This is a genomic window from Streptomyces sp. NPDC015130, from assembly GCF_043080005.1.
Lineage (GTDB): Bacteria > Actinomycetota > Actinomycetes > Streptomycetales > Streptomycetaceae > Streptomyces.
Window position 1 is genome coordinate 488171 of the sequence record NZ_JBIBVC010000002.1, and the last position, 16318, is coordinate 504488.

A 16318-nucleotide genomic window follows, 5' to 3' on the forward strand; every position below is an offset into this window, starting at 1 on the left:
GTCCTACGGGTGGGCTTCGTCGCTCCCGCCGATGCGTCCGGTGAGCATCCCCGCGAGCGCCGCGGTGGTGCCGTAGGTCCACAGCAGCGTGGGCGACAGCTTCATCCCGAAGGCCATTTCGAGGCGGTTGCGCAGCTCCAGGCTCATCAGTGAGTCCAACCCAAGTGACTTGAAAGGAGCTTCACGGTCGATGGAGCCCGCCTCGAGCCGCAGTACACGGCCTGCGAGTTCACGGATCTTGCCCTCGACGAGGACGGGCCGCTCCGTGTCGGAGGAGCCGCGCAGCCGGCCGAGGAACTCCTCGGCGCCGCCGCCGGCGGCGGCGCCGTCCTTGGCGAGCTCGGCGATGGCACGCCAGCTGGGCTGTGCGGCCGTCTCCGGGTACGCGTCGAACCAGTGCCGGGCGTCCAGGGGGACGTACGACACGACCTGTCCCGGGGCGTCCAGGAGGTGGAACAGCGCCTGCCAGCCCTCGGCGGCCGTGAAGCCGGTCATGCCGTGGTCGGCGAGGCGTTCGCCGCGGATCGCCTCGTCGGCGGCGAGGCCGATGTCGGCGAAGGGTCCCCATTGGACGGCGAGCGCGGGCCTGCCGCGGTGCCTTCGGGCCTGGGCGAGGGCGTCCATGTAGACGTTGCCCGCCGCGTAGCCCGCCTGTCCGGGGTTGCCGACGAGGCCGGCGACCGAGGAGAAGAGGACGAACAGGTCCAGGGGATCGTCCTCGGTGAGGGCGTCCAGGTGCCGGGCGCCGTCCACCTTGGGGGCGAGGACCTTGTCGAGCTGGGCGCCGGTGAGGTTGGCGAGGACGGCGTCGTCGAGGACGCCGGCGGCGTGGAACACGCCCCTCAGGGGCGGTAGTTCGGCCCGTACGCGGTCGAGTGCGGCGGCGAGCCCGTCCCGGTCGGCGACGTCCACCGGGAAGGTGGTGACGGTGGCGCCGCGCTCCCGCAGCTCCCCGATCCGCGCCAGGGCCGCGTCGCTCGGCGCCGATCGGCCGAGGAGGACGAGGCTCCGGGCGCCGTGGTCCACGAGGTGCTCGGCCAGGGACAGGCCGAGCGCGCCGAGCCCGCCGCTGAGGAGGTAGCTCGCGTCGGGGCGCAGCCGCCCCTCGGGGAGCGGTTCCGGTACGACGGCGGTGACCCGGCCGGGCTCGGTGAGGACCAGCTTGCCCGTGTGCTCCCCGCGCGCCATGGTGCGGAGCACCTCGGCGGCCCGGTCGAAGGCGTACGGGGTGACGGGCAGCGGCGGCAGGGTGCCGTCGGTGACCTTCTGCCAGACGGCGTCGAGGAGGCGCGCGAAGCGCTCCGGGCGGCGGGTGATGAGCCCGGCGACGTCGACGGCGGAGAAGCTGATGCCCTTGGCGAAGTCGCGGAGGCTGATCGTGCGGGAGGCGTAGATGTCCCGCTTGCCGACCTCGACGAACCGGCCGTCCTCGGCGAGTGCGGCGAGACCGAGGTCGATGGCCGCGCCGGAGAGCGAGTTGAGGACGACGTCCACGCCCCGGCCGCCGGTGACCCAGGCGACGTCCTCGGCCCAGGACAGGTCCCGGGAGTCGAAGACGTGGTCGATGCCGAGGGCGCGCAGTCCGGCCCGCTTGGACTCGGTGCCGGCGGTGGCGATGACGGTGGCGCCGAGCGCCTTCGCGACGCCGACCGCGGCGAGGCCGAGGCCGCCGGCCGCCGAGTGGATCAGTACGGTCTCGCCGGCCTCCAGACCGGCCTGCTCGGCGAGCGCGTACCAGGCGGTGGCGGTGACGAGGGGCAGTCCCGCCGCCTCGGCGTCGGTCAGGGCCGCGGGGACGGGCCTGACGTGTCCGGCGGGCACGGTGAGGTGGGAGGCGACGGCGCCGAAGCCGCAGGCGACGACCCGGTCGCCGACCGCGAGGCCGGTGACGCCGGGGCCGACGGCGGCGACGACGCCGGCGCACTCGCCGCCGATGAGGCCCGCTCCGGCGGAGGTGTCGGGGTAGGTGCCCATCGCCTTCATCACGTCGATGAAGTTGAGGGCGGCGGCGGTGACCTCGACCTCGACCTGTCCGGCGGCGGGCGCCGTCCTGGCGTACGGGCGGAAGGCGAGGCCCTCCCAGAGCCCGGTGCCGTCGGGGCTGAGCCGGAAGGGCTGGGCGGGGCCGGCCCAGGCGGCAGCGACGGTGTCCTCGGTCTCCTCGCCGCGGACGACCCGGCCGACGTGGCGGTCGGTGCCGCGCAGGACGACCTGGTCCTCCGCGTCGGCGACGAGCAGCTGCCGGGCGCAGTTCCCGGCCCAGTCGTCGCCGCCGGTGCGGACGTCGAGGAGGGTGGCGGCCAGTTCGGGGTGCTCGCGGCGCAGGACGCGGCCGAAGCCCCAGTAGAGGGCCGCGCCCGGGTCGGGCGCCCGGTCGGCGGGGACGGTCTGGGCGCCGTCGGTGACGACGAACGTCCGCGGCGGCACGGGCAGGGCGGTGACCGCCTTGACCGCCCCGGCGAGGGTGAGCAGTCCGGCGCGCTGGGCGTCCAGGCCCCGGTCGGCGCCGGGTGCGAGGAAGACGAGGCCGGCGGCGCGGTCGCTCTCGCGGAGCGCGGCGGCGAGGGTGTCGGCGTCGGCCCCGTCGGCCTTCAGGACGTCGATGCTGGCGCCGGCGGCGGTGAGCGCGGCGGCGAGCTCGGCGCCGCGCCCGGAGGCGTCGCAGACCACCCAGTGCCCGGGGGCGCGGTCGGTGGCGGCGGGCGCCTCCTCGGCGGGCCGGAACGCGAAGCGGTGCAGGCGGGCCGGGTCGACGCCCTCGGCGGTGGCCGTCTCGATGGTCTGGAAGGCGAGTCCGGCCATCCGCAGCAGCGGCCGCGCGTCCTCGTCGTAGCAGACCAGGTCGAAGGTGTCGTCCTCGTTGCGGACGGCGTGGGCCAGGAGCACGGTGACGTGGGCGTCGCGCGGCAGGGCGTAGTCGACGCGCCGGACGGCCGTGGGGACGACGGTCGCGTCGCCGGGCAGCAGGGCCAGGGTGGTCTGGAGCGCCGCGTCCCACAGGGCGGGGTGCAGCTCGCCCGGGCGGACCCCGGCGAGGCAGCGGTCCGGGAGCCGTACCTCGGCGAGTGCCTCGCGCTCGGCGAGGCTGAGGGCGCGCAGGCCCTGGAAGGCGGACCCGTAGTTGAGGCCGCGCTCGCCGCAGGACGCGTAGAAGTCGTCCGGCTCGACGTCCCGGGCGCCCGCGGGCGTGCCGGGGAAGGCGGGCAGGTCGGGGTCGGTGTCGCCGCCGACGCGGGCGGTGGCGTGCCGGGTCCAGCCGTCGGCCCCGGGGGCCAGCGAGCTGAGGGTGAAGCCCGCCGACGCAACCCCGTCCTCGCGCCAGACGGCGCCGAGACGGACGGGCTCGTCGGTGAGGGTGAGGTCGCTGCGGAAGCGGACGGTGTGCAGGGCGCCGGGGTTCTCGCCGGTGCGGGCGCGGGCGGCGGCGACGGCGAGCGCCAGCATGGCGGCGCCGGGCAGCACGACGGCGTCGTACACCTGGTGGTCGCGGAGCCACGGCAGGTCGTTGAGGGACAGCTCGGTGCGGCCCTCGTGGACGTCCTGCTCGGTGCTGGCCGGCGCGAACTCGAAGGCGAGTCCGCCGGGTCCGGCGGTACGGCGCACGGCGTCCGGCAGCCAGAAGCGGGAGCGCTGCCAGGGGTAGGCGGGCACGGGGGCGCCGGCCCGGGAGGGCAGTCCGCCGAAGGGGGCGAGGCCCTGGACGTACGCGCGGGCGAGGGCCTGCGTGAAGTCGTCGAGGGAGCCCTCCTGGCGGCGGAGGCTGCCGAGGACGGCGACCGGCCCCTCCCGGGTGGCGGCGAGCTGCTCCACGGCCGGGGAGAGCACCGGGTGGGGGCTGATCTCGACGACGTGGGTGACGCCGGCGTCGAGGAGCTTGCCGAGGGCGTCGGCGAAGAGCACCGGCTGCCGGAGGTTGGCGGCCCAGTAGGCGGGGTCGAGGGAGTCGCCGTCGAGCTCGCGGCCGACGACCGTGGACATGAGGGGGACGGCGCCGCGCCGGGGGCGGATCGGCGCGAGGACCTCGATCAGCTCGTCGGTGAGCTCGTCCATGTGGTGGCAGTGCGAGGCGTAGTCCACGTTGACCAGGCGGCAGAAGGTGCCGTCGGCCTCCAGGAGTTCGCGGAGCATGAGGACGGAGTCGGTGTCGCCGGAGAGCACGCAGGACGAGGGTCCGTTGTTGACGGCGAGGGAGACGGTGTCCTCGAAGCCGTCGAGCGCCTTGAGGGCGCCCTCGACGTCGAGGTCGACGGCGAGCATCCGGCCGCGGCCCGCGGTGCGCTTGGCGAGCGCGCTGCGCACGGCGATGATGCGGGCGCCGTCCTCGTAGGAGAGGTGGCCGGCGATGGTGGCGGCGGTGACCTCGCCCTGGCTGTGTCCGATGACGACGTCGGGCTCGACGCCGGCGGCCCGCCACATCTCGGCGATGCCGATGGACATGGCCCACAGGGTGGGCTGGACCTGGTCGTTGTGGTCGAGCCAGTCGTCGCCGGCGGCGCCGGAGAGGACGGCCGTGAGGTCCCAGGAGATGTGCGGGGCGAGGGCCTCGGCGCAGCGCCGTACGGTCTCGGCGAAGACCGGCGACCGCTCGTAGAGGTCCTGGCCCATGCCGGCCCACTGGGAGCCCTGGCCGGGCAGGACGAAGGCGACCTTGCCGCGCTCCTTGGCGCGCCCGGTGAAGGTGCCGGGCAGCTCGGCTTCGGGCGCGGCCTCGGTGAAGGCGCGGAGCCGGTCGAGGAGTTCGCCGGCGTTCCCGGCGACGACGGCGGTGCGGGCGGCGAAGTGGTCGCGCTCGCGGCCGAGGGTCGCGGTGAGGGCGACCGCCTCGGCCGGGGTGGCGTCCTCGGGCAGGGCGTCGAGCACGTCGGCGGCGCGCTGCCGCAGGGCGGCGTCGTTGTGACCGGTGAGGGGCAGCAGCAGCGGGCCGGTGGCCTCGTCGGCCGGGGGCTCCTGGGGCGCCGGGGGCGTGCGGAGCACGACGTGGGCGTTGGTGCCGCCCCAGCCGAAGGAGTTGACGCCCGCGTACCAGGTGCCGTCGACGGGGATGTCGGCCGGCTGGGAGGCGACCTGGAGGTTGAGCTCGCCGAAGGGGATGTTCGGGTTGAGCTCCTCCACGTGGAGGGTGCGGGGGATCGTGCGGTGCTTGAGCGCGAGGATCGTCTTGACGATGCCCGCGAGTCCGGCCGCCGCCTCCAGGTGGCCGATGTTCGACTTGGCCGAGCCGATGAGGAGGGGGCCGGCCTCGGCGCTGCGCGCGGTGCCGAGCGCGGTGCCGAGGGCCTCGGCCTCGATCGGGTCGCCGCGCAGGGTGCCGGTGCCGTGCGCCTCGACGTAGCGGAGGCGGTCGGGGTGGACGCCGGCGTCGGCGTAGACCCGGCGGAGCAGGCCGGTCTGGGCCTCGACGTTCGGGGAGACGAGGCTGTGGCCGCCGCCGTCGTTGTTGACGGCGCTGTTGACGATGACGCCGTGGATGCGGTCGCCGTCCGCGAGGGCCGTGTCGAGCCGCTTGAGGTAGAGGCTGATGGCGCCCTCGCCGCGGACGAAGCCGTTGGCCTGGGCGGAGAAGGCCCGGCAGTGGCCGTCCGGCGACAGGCCGCCGAAGTGGGTGAGGCCGATGGAGTTGTCGGGCGTCAGGATCAGGTTGACGCCGCCGACGAGGGCGCCTTCGAGTTCGCCGGAGCGCAGGGCGCCGACGGCGAGGTCCAGGGCGACCAGGCCGGAGGAGCAGCCCGTCTGGACGACGAGGCTGGGGCCGTTCAGGCCGAGGAAGTACGAGAGGCGGGCGGCGACGATGTCGAGGCCGTTGCCGACGGCGCTGTGCTGGGTCGTCTGGACCCCGCGCTCCTTGCGGGCGATCTCGTAGTCGTGCCAGAGGGCGCCGACGTAGACGCCGGTGCGGGTGCCGCGGACCTTGGCGGCGGGGATGCCCGCGTCCTCCAGGGTCTGCCAGCCGACCTCCAGCATGAGGCGCTGCTGCGGGTCGATCTCCTCGGCCTCGCGGGGGGATATGCCGAAGAAGCCGGGGTCGAACTGGTCGACGTCGTCGACGAGTCCGGCGAAGCCGGGGATCTTCTTGACGGGGTCGAGCTGGGCGGAGGTGTCCCAGCGCTCGGGCGGTACGGGGCGTACCGCCTCCTCCCCCGCCGTCAGGAGCTTCCAGTAGCGGTCCACGTCGGGGGCGCCGGGGAACTTGCCGGCCATGCCGACGATCGCGATGAGCCGCGAGGGGTCCTCCTGGCCCTCACCGTGCCCGCCGCCGGACCCGTCGTCGTTCTGTGGCAGCTCAGTCATGGCTCACCTCGTGCAGGATCGGGCTGACGTTCGCGGGGGCGGCGGCGGTCGCGGGCGCGGGCGCGGGGGCGTTCCGGGCGGCGGCGAGGTCGACGGGGTCGATCTCGTGCCGGGCGTTGATGACCTTGTTGAAGATCCGGTACTTGCCGGGGAGCGAGTTGAGCACCCGGAAGCGGAGGCGGCGCAGCTTGATGCCGCGCGGGTCGCCGATGGCGAGGAGGCCTTCCTGCATCCGCTGGAAGCCGGTGACGTGGATCTTGTGGGCGCGGCGCTTGGCGACGAAGTCGGCGAGCTCGGCCTTGGTGACGACGCGGTCCCGGCCGCCCTTGGCGAGGGACGCGGCGATCACCGGGACGATGGTGATGGCGTCCTGCATCGCAAGGTTGACGCCCTGGCCGAGGATGGGGGTCGCGGTGTGCGAGGCGTCGCCGATGAGCAGCAGGCCGTCGCGGGCCCACTCCTCCAGTTCGGCGGTGAAGATCTCCAGGAAGCCGGTGTCGTCCCAGGTGTGCAGGTGCTCGTCGACGAGCGGGGCGAGCTGCGGGGAGATCGCCATGATGCCGCGCTTGAAGGACTCGAAGCCGGCGGCCCGCAGGTCCCCGAGGCCGCGCTTGGGCAGGTTGTGCCCGATGCGCAGGGAGTCGGGGAAGGTCGGCAGGACCACCAGGTGGCGGTCGCCCTCGATGACGAGCTGGGCCTCGCTGCCCCACTCCGGCGGGCGGGGCACCAGGAAGGAGAGGAAGTCGCGGGCCATCGGCTGGACGTCGGCGACGAGACCGGAGGCCTTGCGGACCTTGGAGAAGCGGCCGTCGGCGCCGATGACGATCCGGGACCGCACGGTGACCTTCTCGCCGCGCCTGCTGAGGACGGCGCCGCGGACGGTCCCGCCCTCCTCGACGAGGGAGGCGAAGGACCAGCCGGAGAGGTAGGTGTGGTTCGGGAACACCTCGGTGTGCCGGTTGAAGATGCGGATCAGGCCGGGCTGAGGGATGTCGATGGGCAGCGGCAGGCCGGCGAACTTGGCGTAGTCGACGCGCAGGACGGGGCGCTGCTCGGCGATCGTGGTGACGGCGGTGGTCTCCAGGAAGCCGTGCTCGCGCAGCGCGGGACCGAAGCCCAGCTGGTTGAGCGAGAGCACCGAGGGCGCGGCGATCGTCTCGCCGCGGAAGCTGCGCTCCAGGCTGGTCTGCTTCTCCACGAGGACGGTGCTGATGCCGCGGCGGGCCAGCAGGCAGGCGAGCAGGGAGCCGGCGGGACCGCCTCCGACGATCAGGACGTCGGTGTCGTCGGGTATTCCGGCGGAGCTGCCCCGGTGGGCGGATTCGGTCATGCCAACTCCCAGTTTTCCAGGCGGTTCTTGATGCCCGCGAGGATTTCGGCGGCCATCGCACCGTCGAGCACGCGGTGGTCGAAGACGAGCGAGAGGGTGAAGACGGGCGCGACGGCGACGGCGCCGTCGCGCACCACGGGGGCGTCGGCGATGTGGCCGACGCCCAGGCCGAGCGTTCCGGTGATGAGCGGCAGGATGGCGCCGACCCGCTCGTGACCGATGGAGGTCACGGCGAAGGTGCCCTGGAGGGCGGCGCGGCGGGCCGGGTTGCGCATCATGGTCCGGTAGACGGCGCGGAAGGCCGGCAGCGGGAGCCGCTGGAGGCGCTTGATGTTCGCGAAGGGGCCCTGGTCGTCGACGTCCGCCGTCTTGTAGAGGTCGATGGCGGACTGGACGGCGGTCACGTCGAGGGCCTGGACGTCCCGCACGATGCCGGAGACGACGCACCGCTGGCCCTCGACGGTCTTGTCGAAGAGGACCTTGGCGTGCACCTCGGGCGAGGTGGTCAGCTTCGGGGAGCGGCCGCCGAGGATGACGGCGCGGGCGTCCGGGTAGTCGGCGAGGACGTCGGCGGCGGCCTTGACGACGTAGCTGACGTAGCTGACCGGGGTGGCGGCCCGGCGGCGGGCGGCCCGGAGGGCGGAGGCGTCGACCTCGGCCATCAGGTAGACGTGGGAGGTGCGCCGGGCGTCCTCCAGGAAGACCAGCGTCTGCTTTCGGGCGGCGGGCAGCGGGGCGGTGACCGCGCTCATGTCCGGGCCCCGGCGGCCTCGGCCTCGGTGTCGGCGACGAGGGAGGCCAGCTCGCCGAGGGTCTCGGCGGCGGTGAACCGGTCGTAGTCGAGGGAGGCGCCGAGCTCGCGCTCCAGGAAGACGAGGATCCGGAGCTGGTTGACCGAGTCCCAGCCCTCGATGGCCTCCAGGGGGGCGTCGAGGGCGAGGGTGTCCTCGTCGACGTCGAGCAGCTGCGCGACGGCCTCGACGACGAACGCCACGGCGGCGTCCCGGTCGTGCTCGGAAGGCTGGTTGGAGGTCGCCTCAGGCGGCATGGAACTTCCCTTCGCCGGTGCCGACCGCCACCCAGTCGGGCAGTTCGGCGAGTTGAGTGAGGTCGTGGCGGAAGTCGCCGTCCTGCCCGGTGAATCCGAGGGAGGGGTAGAAGTCCGCGAAGCGGCCGTTCTTGGCCGTGGGCACGTGCCGGCCGCGGACGCCGGGGGCCCCGGCGTCGCGCGCGGCGCGCAGGACCAGGCCGACGACGGCCTGCTCGATGGAGCGGGAGAAGACCCGGCAGGAGAGGACGAAGTTCTCGATCGTCCAGTCCCCGTCGGTCTCCCGTACGAGGGCCAGGGCGCCGACGAGTCCGTTGTCGCCGAAGGCGTCGGTGGCCCGGACGCCGAAGAAGGCGGCCTGTCCGGTCTCGACCCGCCGGGCGACCTCGTCGGCGCCGTAGCGGATGCCGGTCAGGTTGAACTGGTTGGTCTTGCCGAAGAGCTGCGTGATGCGGGCGCCGTTGAGGGTCCCGTACTCCTCGACGGTGATCTCGGAGGCCAGCTCCCGGAGGTAGTCCTCGACGCTGACGGCGGTCTGGCGCAGTTCGTCGCGCTGGGCGCGGGCCCGGTAGAGGGAGCCGCGGACGCGGTCCTCCTCGGTGAGGGCGAACTGGTTGAACAGTCCTGCGCGGGCGAGGGCGGAGGCGTACCCGGCCGGGTCGTCCGGCAGGGCGACGACGGCGATCTCGGGGCGCTGGGCCTCCATGAGGCCGCGCTCGGCCGGGTTGTCGTCGACGAAGACCATCGAGTCGGTGCCGATGTTGAGTTCGGCGGCGATCGAGGCGGCGTTGCCGGGCTTCGGGTCCCAGTTGGCGCGGAAGGCGGAGAAGTCGTCCGGGCCGAGGACCATGTCGGGGTGGCCGGCCACGGCCTCGCGGGCGACGGAGTCGTCGTTCTTGGAGCAGACCGTGAGGAGGACGCCCTGCCGGGACAGGTCCTTGGCGAGCGACTGGAGTTCGGCGTGGGCGGAGCCCGGGAAGGAGCCGCCGATCTTCAGCGCGGGGATGCCGTCGTCGCCGACGACGCCGCCCCACAGGGTGTGGTCGAGGTCGAGGACGAGGCACTTCCTGGCGCGGCCGAGGCGGGCCAGGACGACCCGGGCGACCTCGCGGGCGTACGCGTCGAGGAACTCCTGGCTCCAGGCGTGGCCGGCGATGTGCCGCATCCGGTCGGTGGCGGCGGCCGAGCCCGCGCGCGCGGCGAGGGAGTCGGTGGCGAGCACCACGACGTTCGGGCGGCCGGCGAGGTCGAGGATCCCGGCGTTCATGCGGTGCCAGGCCGCCTCGACGCGGGCCTTGGTGGCGTAGTCGACGTAGCGGTCGCGGCGCAGCGCCGACAGCGGCAGCGTGTTGAGCACGGCGACGCCGCCGGGCGCGCCCTCGAAGGCCGTCAGCCAGGCGTCGAGCTCGGCGGGGAGGGCGGCGCACCGCGCCTCGACCTCGGCGGGGTCCAGCGGGTCGGCGACCTTCTCGAAGACGGCGGTGTCGTCGAGGAGGCAGGCGGTGACCGCGGGGGCGAGCTCCTTGAGGTTCGGGGCGCCGGAGAGGATCTCGAACCGCCACTGGTTGAAGCCGGTGGTGCCGGTCTCGGGCTGGACGCCCTCGGCGAGGAGCGCGGCGGTCAGCAGGTGGGGCAGCGGGTCGACGGTGGAGCTCGCGAGCAGCCCGAGGGCGACCGGCGTGTACCGGCCGGTGCCGGCGAGCGCGGCCTTGGCGGCCCGGCCGCCGAGGAGCATCCCGGCGGCCTCGCGGTCGAGGGCGTCGTCGATCGAGCGGAGCAGTCCGGGGACGCGGCCGGCGGAGTCCGCGATGCCCGCGCGCTTGAGGGCGCGGAGTTCGGTGAGGGCGTCGCCGGTCATCACCGGGCTCCGTTCTGGTGGCGGAGCGCGAGGCCCGAGGTGATCCACTTGGAGGACTCGACGTTGGCGACGAGGAGCCGGCCCTCGACGCCGAGGCCGGAGCGGATGCGCCGCATGGCCCGGTTGAGCTGGATGAAGGGCACGGCGTTGCCGTTGTTGCCGGTGTCCGCGACGCAGTTGACGGCCTGCTCGGGGCGGACGCCGAGGCGCTTGCGGATGGAGTCCGTCATGACGCCGTTGAGCTGCGGGAGGAGGACGTGCTCGACCTCGTCGAGCTGCCAGCCGGTCTCGGCGGTGAGCTCCTTGAAGATGGACTCGGCGTGCTCGGGCACGTGGTGCTCGATGGCCTTGTAGTCCTCCTCGCCCCAGGACTCGCGGTACGGGCCGTCGGGGCCGTCCAGGAGCGGGGCCCCCTCGATGCCGAACCAGCGGGCGGTCTGCGCGGGCTTGCGGCCCATGCCCGTGGTCCGCAGGAAGAGGTGCTCGACGAGCAGGCCGGGACCGTCCGGGTCGGCGTCCACGACGGCCGCGCCGGCGCCGTCCCCGAAGAGGGCGAAGTTGATGAGCTCGGCCGGCGACATGGCCTCGATCTGCCCGCTGGAGGGGAAGAAGTTGAGGCAGGTGTCGGCGCCGATGACGAGGCCGCGGCGGAGCCCGGAGGCGAGGAGCGCGCGGGCGGTGTAGAGGCCCGTGAGCGCGCCGGCGCAGCCCGACATGAGCTGGAAGGTGGGGACGTCGTTGAGTCCGATGCGGTCGGCGACCAGGTTGACGGTGGCCGGCATCAGGTGGTCGGGCGACGCGGTCGTCAGGACGAGGAAGTCGAGCGAGGCGACGTCCACGTCGGCGTCCGCGAGGGCCGCGGTGGCCGCGGCGACGGCGAGGTCGCCGGTGCTCTTGGGTACGGAGGGTGGGGAGTCCGTCGCGCAGAAGTAGCGCGTCCGGTTCCCCGTCATCATGTCCAGCCACTTCTCGTGCAGGCCGAACCGCTCGGCCATGTCCCGATTGGTGACGGGTTCGCCCGGAAGTACTTCGCTGAATCCGGTGAGCCTCATGCCGTCGCTCCAGTCAATGTGGTGTTGACCAGGTCGAGCAGCGCGCGCGGCGTCTCCGCCGAGGCCACTCCGTCCCGGTCGAGTTCGACGCCGTACTCGCGTTGGATACGGCCGGTGGTCTGGAGCAGCGCCAGCGAGTCGTACCCCAGGTCCTGGAAGACGACGTCGAGGCTGCCGGTGTCGAGGACTCCCGGCGAATCCCGGTCCTGGAACTCGAGAAGGATCTCGCCCAGCTCCCGCAGGGTGAGTTGTGCCATCGTCAATTACCCCTTCACCACGGCAGATTCATCCGCTCCGGCGCGAGATCAGGGGCGGGGCAGCGAGCTTGTGGCCGACTGCCCCGTCCCGGGCGCCTGCGGTGTGAAACCTCCTCGGATCCCGAGGGGGCCCCACCGGCTCCTTTACCTTGGCGGGGGTGACTCGACGTCCCCTTGAGTGCAGGTAGATCCAGGTCAGGCGGGCCTGGACCGCTTGATGGCGGCCAGGATCTGGCGGTTCAGGGCGGTGCTGGCCCGGGTGTCGGGCCGGCCGGAGCGCCGGGTGTCCTGGAGGGCCACGGCGGCGACGTGGCCGCCGGGGACGGGACAGGTGGCGAACCGCCAGGTGTGGTCCTCGACGAGCGTGCCGTCGGCGCGTTCGAGCCGTGCGTGGACGGTCCCGTCGCCCGGCCCGCCGGGGCCCGCTCCCCCGCCCTCGCCGCCTTCGACGCGGAAGCCGAACTCGGTGAAGGGGAAGCGGAGTCCCTGCCCCAGCGCCTTGCTGTAGGCCTCCTTCAGCGTCCAGAGGCCGAGGAGCTGCCCGTTGCGTTCCGCCTCGGGGGCGCGGGCGATCCTCTTGCGTTCCGGTTCGGTGCACATCAGCCGTTCGACGTCCTGGCCGCTGAGCCGGCGGTCGGCCGGTTCGGTGTCGATGCCGACGACGCCGAGGGAGGTGATGCCGCAGAGGAGCAGGTCGGCGGTGTGGCTGAGGCTGACGTCGATCTGGTCGTAGCCCCGGAGGTGGACGCGGCCGTTGAGCCCGTACCGCAGCTCCAGGGCGTACGGTTCCGTGCCCAGGGCGACGGCGGCGGTGTGGCGGATGAGCATGCGGGTGGCGAGGAACCGTTCCCTCAGATGGGTGCCCGCGAGTTTGCTGTACCGCTCCCAGTCCCGCCCGAGGAGCTCCTTGCGCTCGTCCTCGGGCGGCAGTTGGGTGCGCCACTCGTCGAGCGAGGCGTGCACCATGCCGAAGCCGGAGCTCTCCAGGTCGCGCAGGAGGTTGGCCCAGGGCCCGGCCGGGCCGCCGACGTAGCTCGGCTCGGGCGGGAAGACCCGGTCGGGGGCGGGCGGGAGCACCCGGTCGGGCGCGGCTGCCCTCATCCCGCGAGTCCGGTCCGCAGCAGGTCGAGGCTCTGCGGGACGCGGACCCGCGCCAGGACCTCCTCGCAGGTGAGGGCCTCGATCTCGCGGGGCAGCGGCGGTACGGAGCGGCCGATGCGGCGCAGCAGCCGGTGGAGGGCCAGGGCGAGCCAGGCCGGTTCGTCGAGGAACTCGTCCGGGCCGACGCCCGCGTTGAGCCAGACGCCCACGCAGGCCGAGGCGGCGAGCAGCAGGGCGTACCGCTCGCTGAGCGGGAAGGTCCGCGTGTCGAACAGCAGCCCGTCCTCACCGCCGTCGTCGGTGAGCGCGGCGGCCTCCCGGCGGATCTCGGCGGCCTCCTCGCACAGCCCGGCGACGAGGCCGGTGAGCAGCTCGGCGTGCGGGAGGCCGGTGAGCGCGAGGGGCAGTCGTCCGGCGGCGTGCCTCAGGTAGTCGAGGAGCCGGTCGTCGCCGCCGAAGCCGGAGAGCCGCTCGCCGTCGAGCGGGGGCAGCGGCACCTCCAGCCGGAACAGGTCGGCGGGGGTGGTGGCGGCGTCCGGGTCGACGAAGGCGAGGGCCGGCAGGTAGGGCGCGATGACGGACTGGCAGATCGCGCTGCTGACGTGTCCGAAGGTGATCGTGGAGAGGTCGCGCAGCTGCTTGCGGAAGACGGCGTCGTGCCCGCTCTCCGCGTGGAAGGCGTCGCCCATCACCGCCGACAGGTCGTAGAGCGCCTCGCCGACGATCTTCGGGACGATGTACTTGGTGACCGCCGCGAGCACGTCGCACTGCTCGGGCAGCAGGTGGGTGGAGCGGGCGGCCGTCAGGGACAGGCAGTCCGAGATCAACAGGTCCGCGAAGGTGCCGGCGAGCGCGGAGCGCGCCGAGGCGTCGCCCACCAGCCCCTGGCTGCCGTAGTCCCGCTCCTGGGCGGCGCGCACGGCGGAGCGCAGGGCGGTGTCGGCGAGGCCGATGGCCATCGACGGGAAGGCGGCGTGCACGGCCGGGTAGGCGCGCAGGCTGAGCGCCACGCCGTCGCCCCAGGTGCCGACGAGGGACTCGCCGGGCAGCGGGCAGTCGAGGAATTCGAGGCCGGCGGCCTGGACTCCGCGGACGCCGGTCGTCCGGTGCCGGGGCAGCGCGCGCACCCGGGAGGGCGGCACGGAGGCCGGGTCGAACATGAGGATCGAGTAGTCGGTGGCTCCGTCACCGGTGGAGACGAAGCCGACGATCAGCTCGGCGGTGTGGGCGTTGTTGATGGCGCCCTTGCTGCCGTTGAGCCGCAGCATGCCGTCCTCGGCCCAGGAGGCGGTGAACTCCTGGGCGTGGAACTCGCTCTCGTGCTCGAAGCGCTGGCAGGCCACGCCGACCATGCCGCCGCGCAGGACGACGTTGGCCATCCGGGAGCGCTGGCGGGCGTCCCCGTTGAGCCACACCATCTGCGCGCCGAGGAAGGGCGTGAAGCCGTGGCTGAAGGCGAGGGCCGGGTCGCGGCGGAAGAACGGCCGCATGACGAGGCCGAGGAGGTCGACACCGGCCATCTTGCCGCCTAGTTCCACCGGCACCATCTCGGCCGGCATGCCGAGGTTCTGGAACCGCCGGATGCCGATGACGGAGCTCTCCCCCGAGTCGTCGGCGGCGAGGACGGCGGCGAGGCCGACGGGGTTGTCAGGGCTCCAGGGGTCGCCGAGACCGTCTTCGATCTCGGCGACCCGGGAGCGGGCGCGCGTCAGCCGGTCGGGCTGCCACTGCGGATCGGCACCGAGTGCGGCGGCGATCAGTTCATCGGGTTCGTACATGGTCACCCCAGGGCGTCAGAGGGGGCATCGGCGGACAATCCCTCGCACCATGTCGAAAGTCGCTGGAGACAGCCTTGACCGGGAGTCGACCCGTACGTGGCCCTTCCGGGGTATCGCGGGGAAGTGTCAGCGCGCCGGCGGCGGACCCGCCCTGCGGACCCCGTCGGCCAGCCAGCGGTGGACGGCCCCGCCGCGCGGTGTCGTCCCCCCGGTGGGGGCGAAGGCGTGGAACACGGAGCTCTCCAGGGTCAGTTTGAGCAGGGCCAGGTCCTGCGGGGTGGTGAGGGGGTCGTCGGGGGCGTGGCCGACCCACACCGGGCCCCGGATCTCGTAGAGCTGCTCGGGGAGCAGCGCCAGGCCCTTGAGGAGGTACGGGAGCTGCTCGCCGCCCGTCGCCCCGGTGGCCTTCACCAGCGCGCCGACCGTCGCCGGGGGCAGGTCGAGGATCCGGTCGGGCTCCTCGAAGAGGCGGGAGACGGGGGTGCCGACGAGGTGGACGGAGGCGATCCGGTGGTCGGTCGCGGCGGCGGCGAGCGCGGGCCGGCCGCCGAGGTCGAAGCCGATCACCCGGGTGCGCCGGGTGTCCGTGGTGCGGGCGTGGCGGTCGATCAGCCGGGTGACGGAGGCCGCGGTGCACTCGGCGCACGGCACGGGCCGGGGCAGTCGTGCGGCGACCACCGCGTGGCCGTGGGCGACGAGCCGGCAGAGGAGCCGGGCGCACTCCGGGCCGCCGCCCAGGGCGCCGCCGACGACGAGGACGAGCGGCCGTTCGGGATCCGCTCCGCCGCTCCACCAGACCGGGTCCGGACCGTTCGAGGGCACCGGCCCCCGACGGATGTCGCGCACGGCCATCCCTCACTCCTCTCGGCGGCCACGGCCTGGCATCGGCCTGACAGCGGCCTGGGCGAGGTGTCCGTTCGGCGCACGGCGGGACAACCCCGGAGGGCATGCTGGCACCGTCCGCTCGAATCTCGTCGGAGCCTCCGGTCACCACCTCTGAAGCGGGACCGTTTCGTCGCCGCTCCACCCGCGTTCGAGCGGCACGTGAGCGGGGCGGACGACGCTCCGGGGACGGCGGCGGCCCGTGGGTTCCCCCGGCCCCGGCCGCCGCCCACGGACCGAGACGGAGGTCGATCGGTGCACGGAGTGCTGAACCACGCCCTGCGGCAGGTGATACGGGTGGCCCGGGGCTGCTACCGGGCCCTGGTGGCCTTCGGAGCCCTCTGGCTTCCGCTGCCCGAGGACCAGTTGCGGCGGATCCTGTACGGGGACCGTCCGGAGGAGCAGGGGCCGGGGACCGGCACCGGCCACGACTCGGGGTCCGGAACCACGGCCGCGGCCACCGCCTCGCCCGCGCCCACCGGCCCGTCCCCGTCCACGGGTCCGTCCCGGGACGGCGACACCGGCCCTGCCGCGGCCGGGAGCACGGCCGGCGGCTCCGCCGGGCGTCCGGCCCGGCACCCCGCCGGGAGGCCGGCCGGGAGGCTCGGCACACCGCCCGGTCCGCCGCCCGGGCACCCGGAGCGGCTCTGCGTGGACGTACCGCTGAGCGAGCTGGAGCTGGGCCTGGCCCGGCAGTTGAAGGGCGTGTGAGGTCCGTTCCCCG

General features: G+C 74.0%; 11 protein-coding genes. 1 reads left to right on the forward strand and 10 read right to left on the reverse strand.

The genetic code is table 11. From position 1 onward, the window contains the following. Positions 1 to 3 precede the first annotated feature (3 nt). The 10 genes from ACF08F_RS05470 to ACF08F_RS05515 all read right to left on the reverse strand — a co-directional run bounded on the left by ACF08F_RS05470 (position 4) and on the right by ACF08F_RS05515 (position 15564). Entirely contained in the window at positions 4 to 6288 is a 6285-nt protein-coding gene (locus ACF08F_RS05470) for an SDR family NAD(P)-dependent oxidoreductase (RefSeq protein WP_392297165.1), read from the reverse strand. After that, positions 6281 to 7618, reverse strand: a complete 1338-nt coding sequence (locus ACF08F_RS05475; protein ID WP_392297166.1) for an FAD-dependent monooxygenase — start codon at positions 7616 to 7618, stop codon at positions 6281 to 6283. Before ACF08F_RS05475 ends, ACF08F_RS05470 begins: the two co-directional genes overlap by 8 nt. After that, positions 7615 to 8370 carry a 2-oxo acid dehydrogenase subunit E2 gene (locus ACF08F_RS05480; RefSeq protein WP_392297167.1) on the reverse strand — a complete coding sequence of 252 codons (756 nt, stop codon included), beginning with the start codon at positions 8368 to 8370 and terminating at the stop codon, positions 7615 to 7617. Before ACF08F_RS05480 ends, ACF08F_RS05475 begins: the two co-directional genes overlap by 4 nt. After that, positions 8367 to 8666: an acyl carrier protein gene (locus ACF08F_RS05485; protein ID WP_392297168.1), complete on the reverse strand. Its 300-nt coding sequence runs from the start codon at positions 8664 to 8666 to the stop codon at positions 8367 to 8369. The genes ACF08F_RS05480 and ACF08F_RS05485 overlap by 4 nt, the downstream gene beginning before the upstream one ends. Continuing rightward, positions 8656 to 10524 carry an HAD-IIIC family phosphatase gene (locus tag ACF08F_RS05490; protein WP_392297169.1) on the reverse strand — a complete coding sequence of 623 codons (1869 nt, stop codon included), beginning with the start codon at positions 10522 to 10524 and terminating at the stop codon, positions 8656 to 8658. Before ACF08F_RS05490 ends, ACF08F_RS05485 begins: the two co-directional genes overlap by 11 nt. Further along, positions 10524 to 11576, reverse strand: coding sequence for a 3-oxoacyl-ACP synthase III family protein (locus tag ACF08F_RS05495; protein ID WP_392297170.1), 1053 nt, complete (start codon positions 11574 to 11576; stop codon positions 10524 to 10526). The genes ACF08F_RS05490 and ACF08F_RS05495 overlap by 1 nt, the downstream gene beginning before the upstream one ends. After that, on the reverse strand, positions 11573 to 11833 hold the full coding sequence (locus ACF08F_RS05500; RefSeq protein ID WP_392297171.1) for an acyl carrier protein: 261 nt from the start codon (positions 11831 to 11833) through the stop codon (positions 11573 to 11575). The genes ACF08F_RS05495 and ACF08F_RS05500 overlap by 4 nt, the downstream gene beginning before the upstream one ends. A 195-nt stretch (positions 11834 to 12028) precedes the next feature. Further along, complete coding sequence (locus tag ACF08F_RS05505; RefSeq protein ID WP_392297172.1) at positions 12029 to 12934, reverse strand: 4'-phosphopantetheinyl transferase family protein; 906 nt, start codon at positions 12932 to 12934, stop codon at positions 12029 to 12031. Continuing rightward, positions 12931 to 14712 (reverse strand): acyl-CoA dehydrogenase, encoded by a 1782-nt coding sequence (locus ACF08F_RS05510; RefSeq protein ID WP_392297173.1) that lies wholly within the window; start codon positions 14710 to 14712, stop codon positions 12931 to 12933. Before ACF08F_RS05510 ends, ACF08F_RS05505 begins: the two co-directional genes overlap by 4 nt. A gap of 126 nt (positions 14713 to 14838) precedes the next feature. Further along, positions 14839 to 15564 (reverse strand): alpha/beta fold hydrolase, encoded by a 726-nt coding sequence (locus ACF08F_RS05515; RefSeq protein ID WP_392297174.1) that lies wholly within the window; start codon positions 15562 to 15564, stop codon positions 14839 to 14841. Between the two features lie 285 nt (positions 15565 to 15849). Here ACF08F_RS05515 and ACF08F_RS05520 point away from each other — a divergent pair, with 285 nt between their 5' ends. Continuing rightward, complete coding sequence (locus ACF08F_RS05520) at positions 15850 to 16305, forward strand: DUF6059 family protein (protein WP_392297175.1); 456 nt, start codon at positions 15850 to 15852, stop codon at positions 16303 to 16305. Positions 16306 to 16318: the final 13 nt, after the last annotated feature.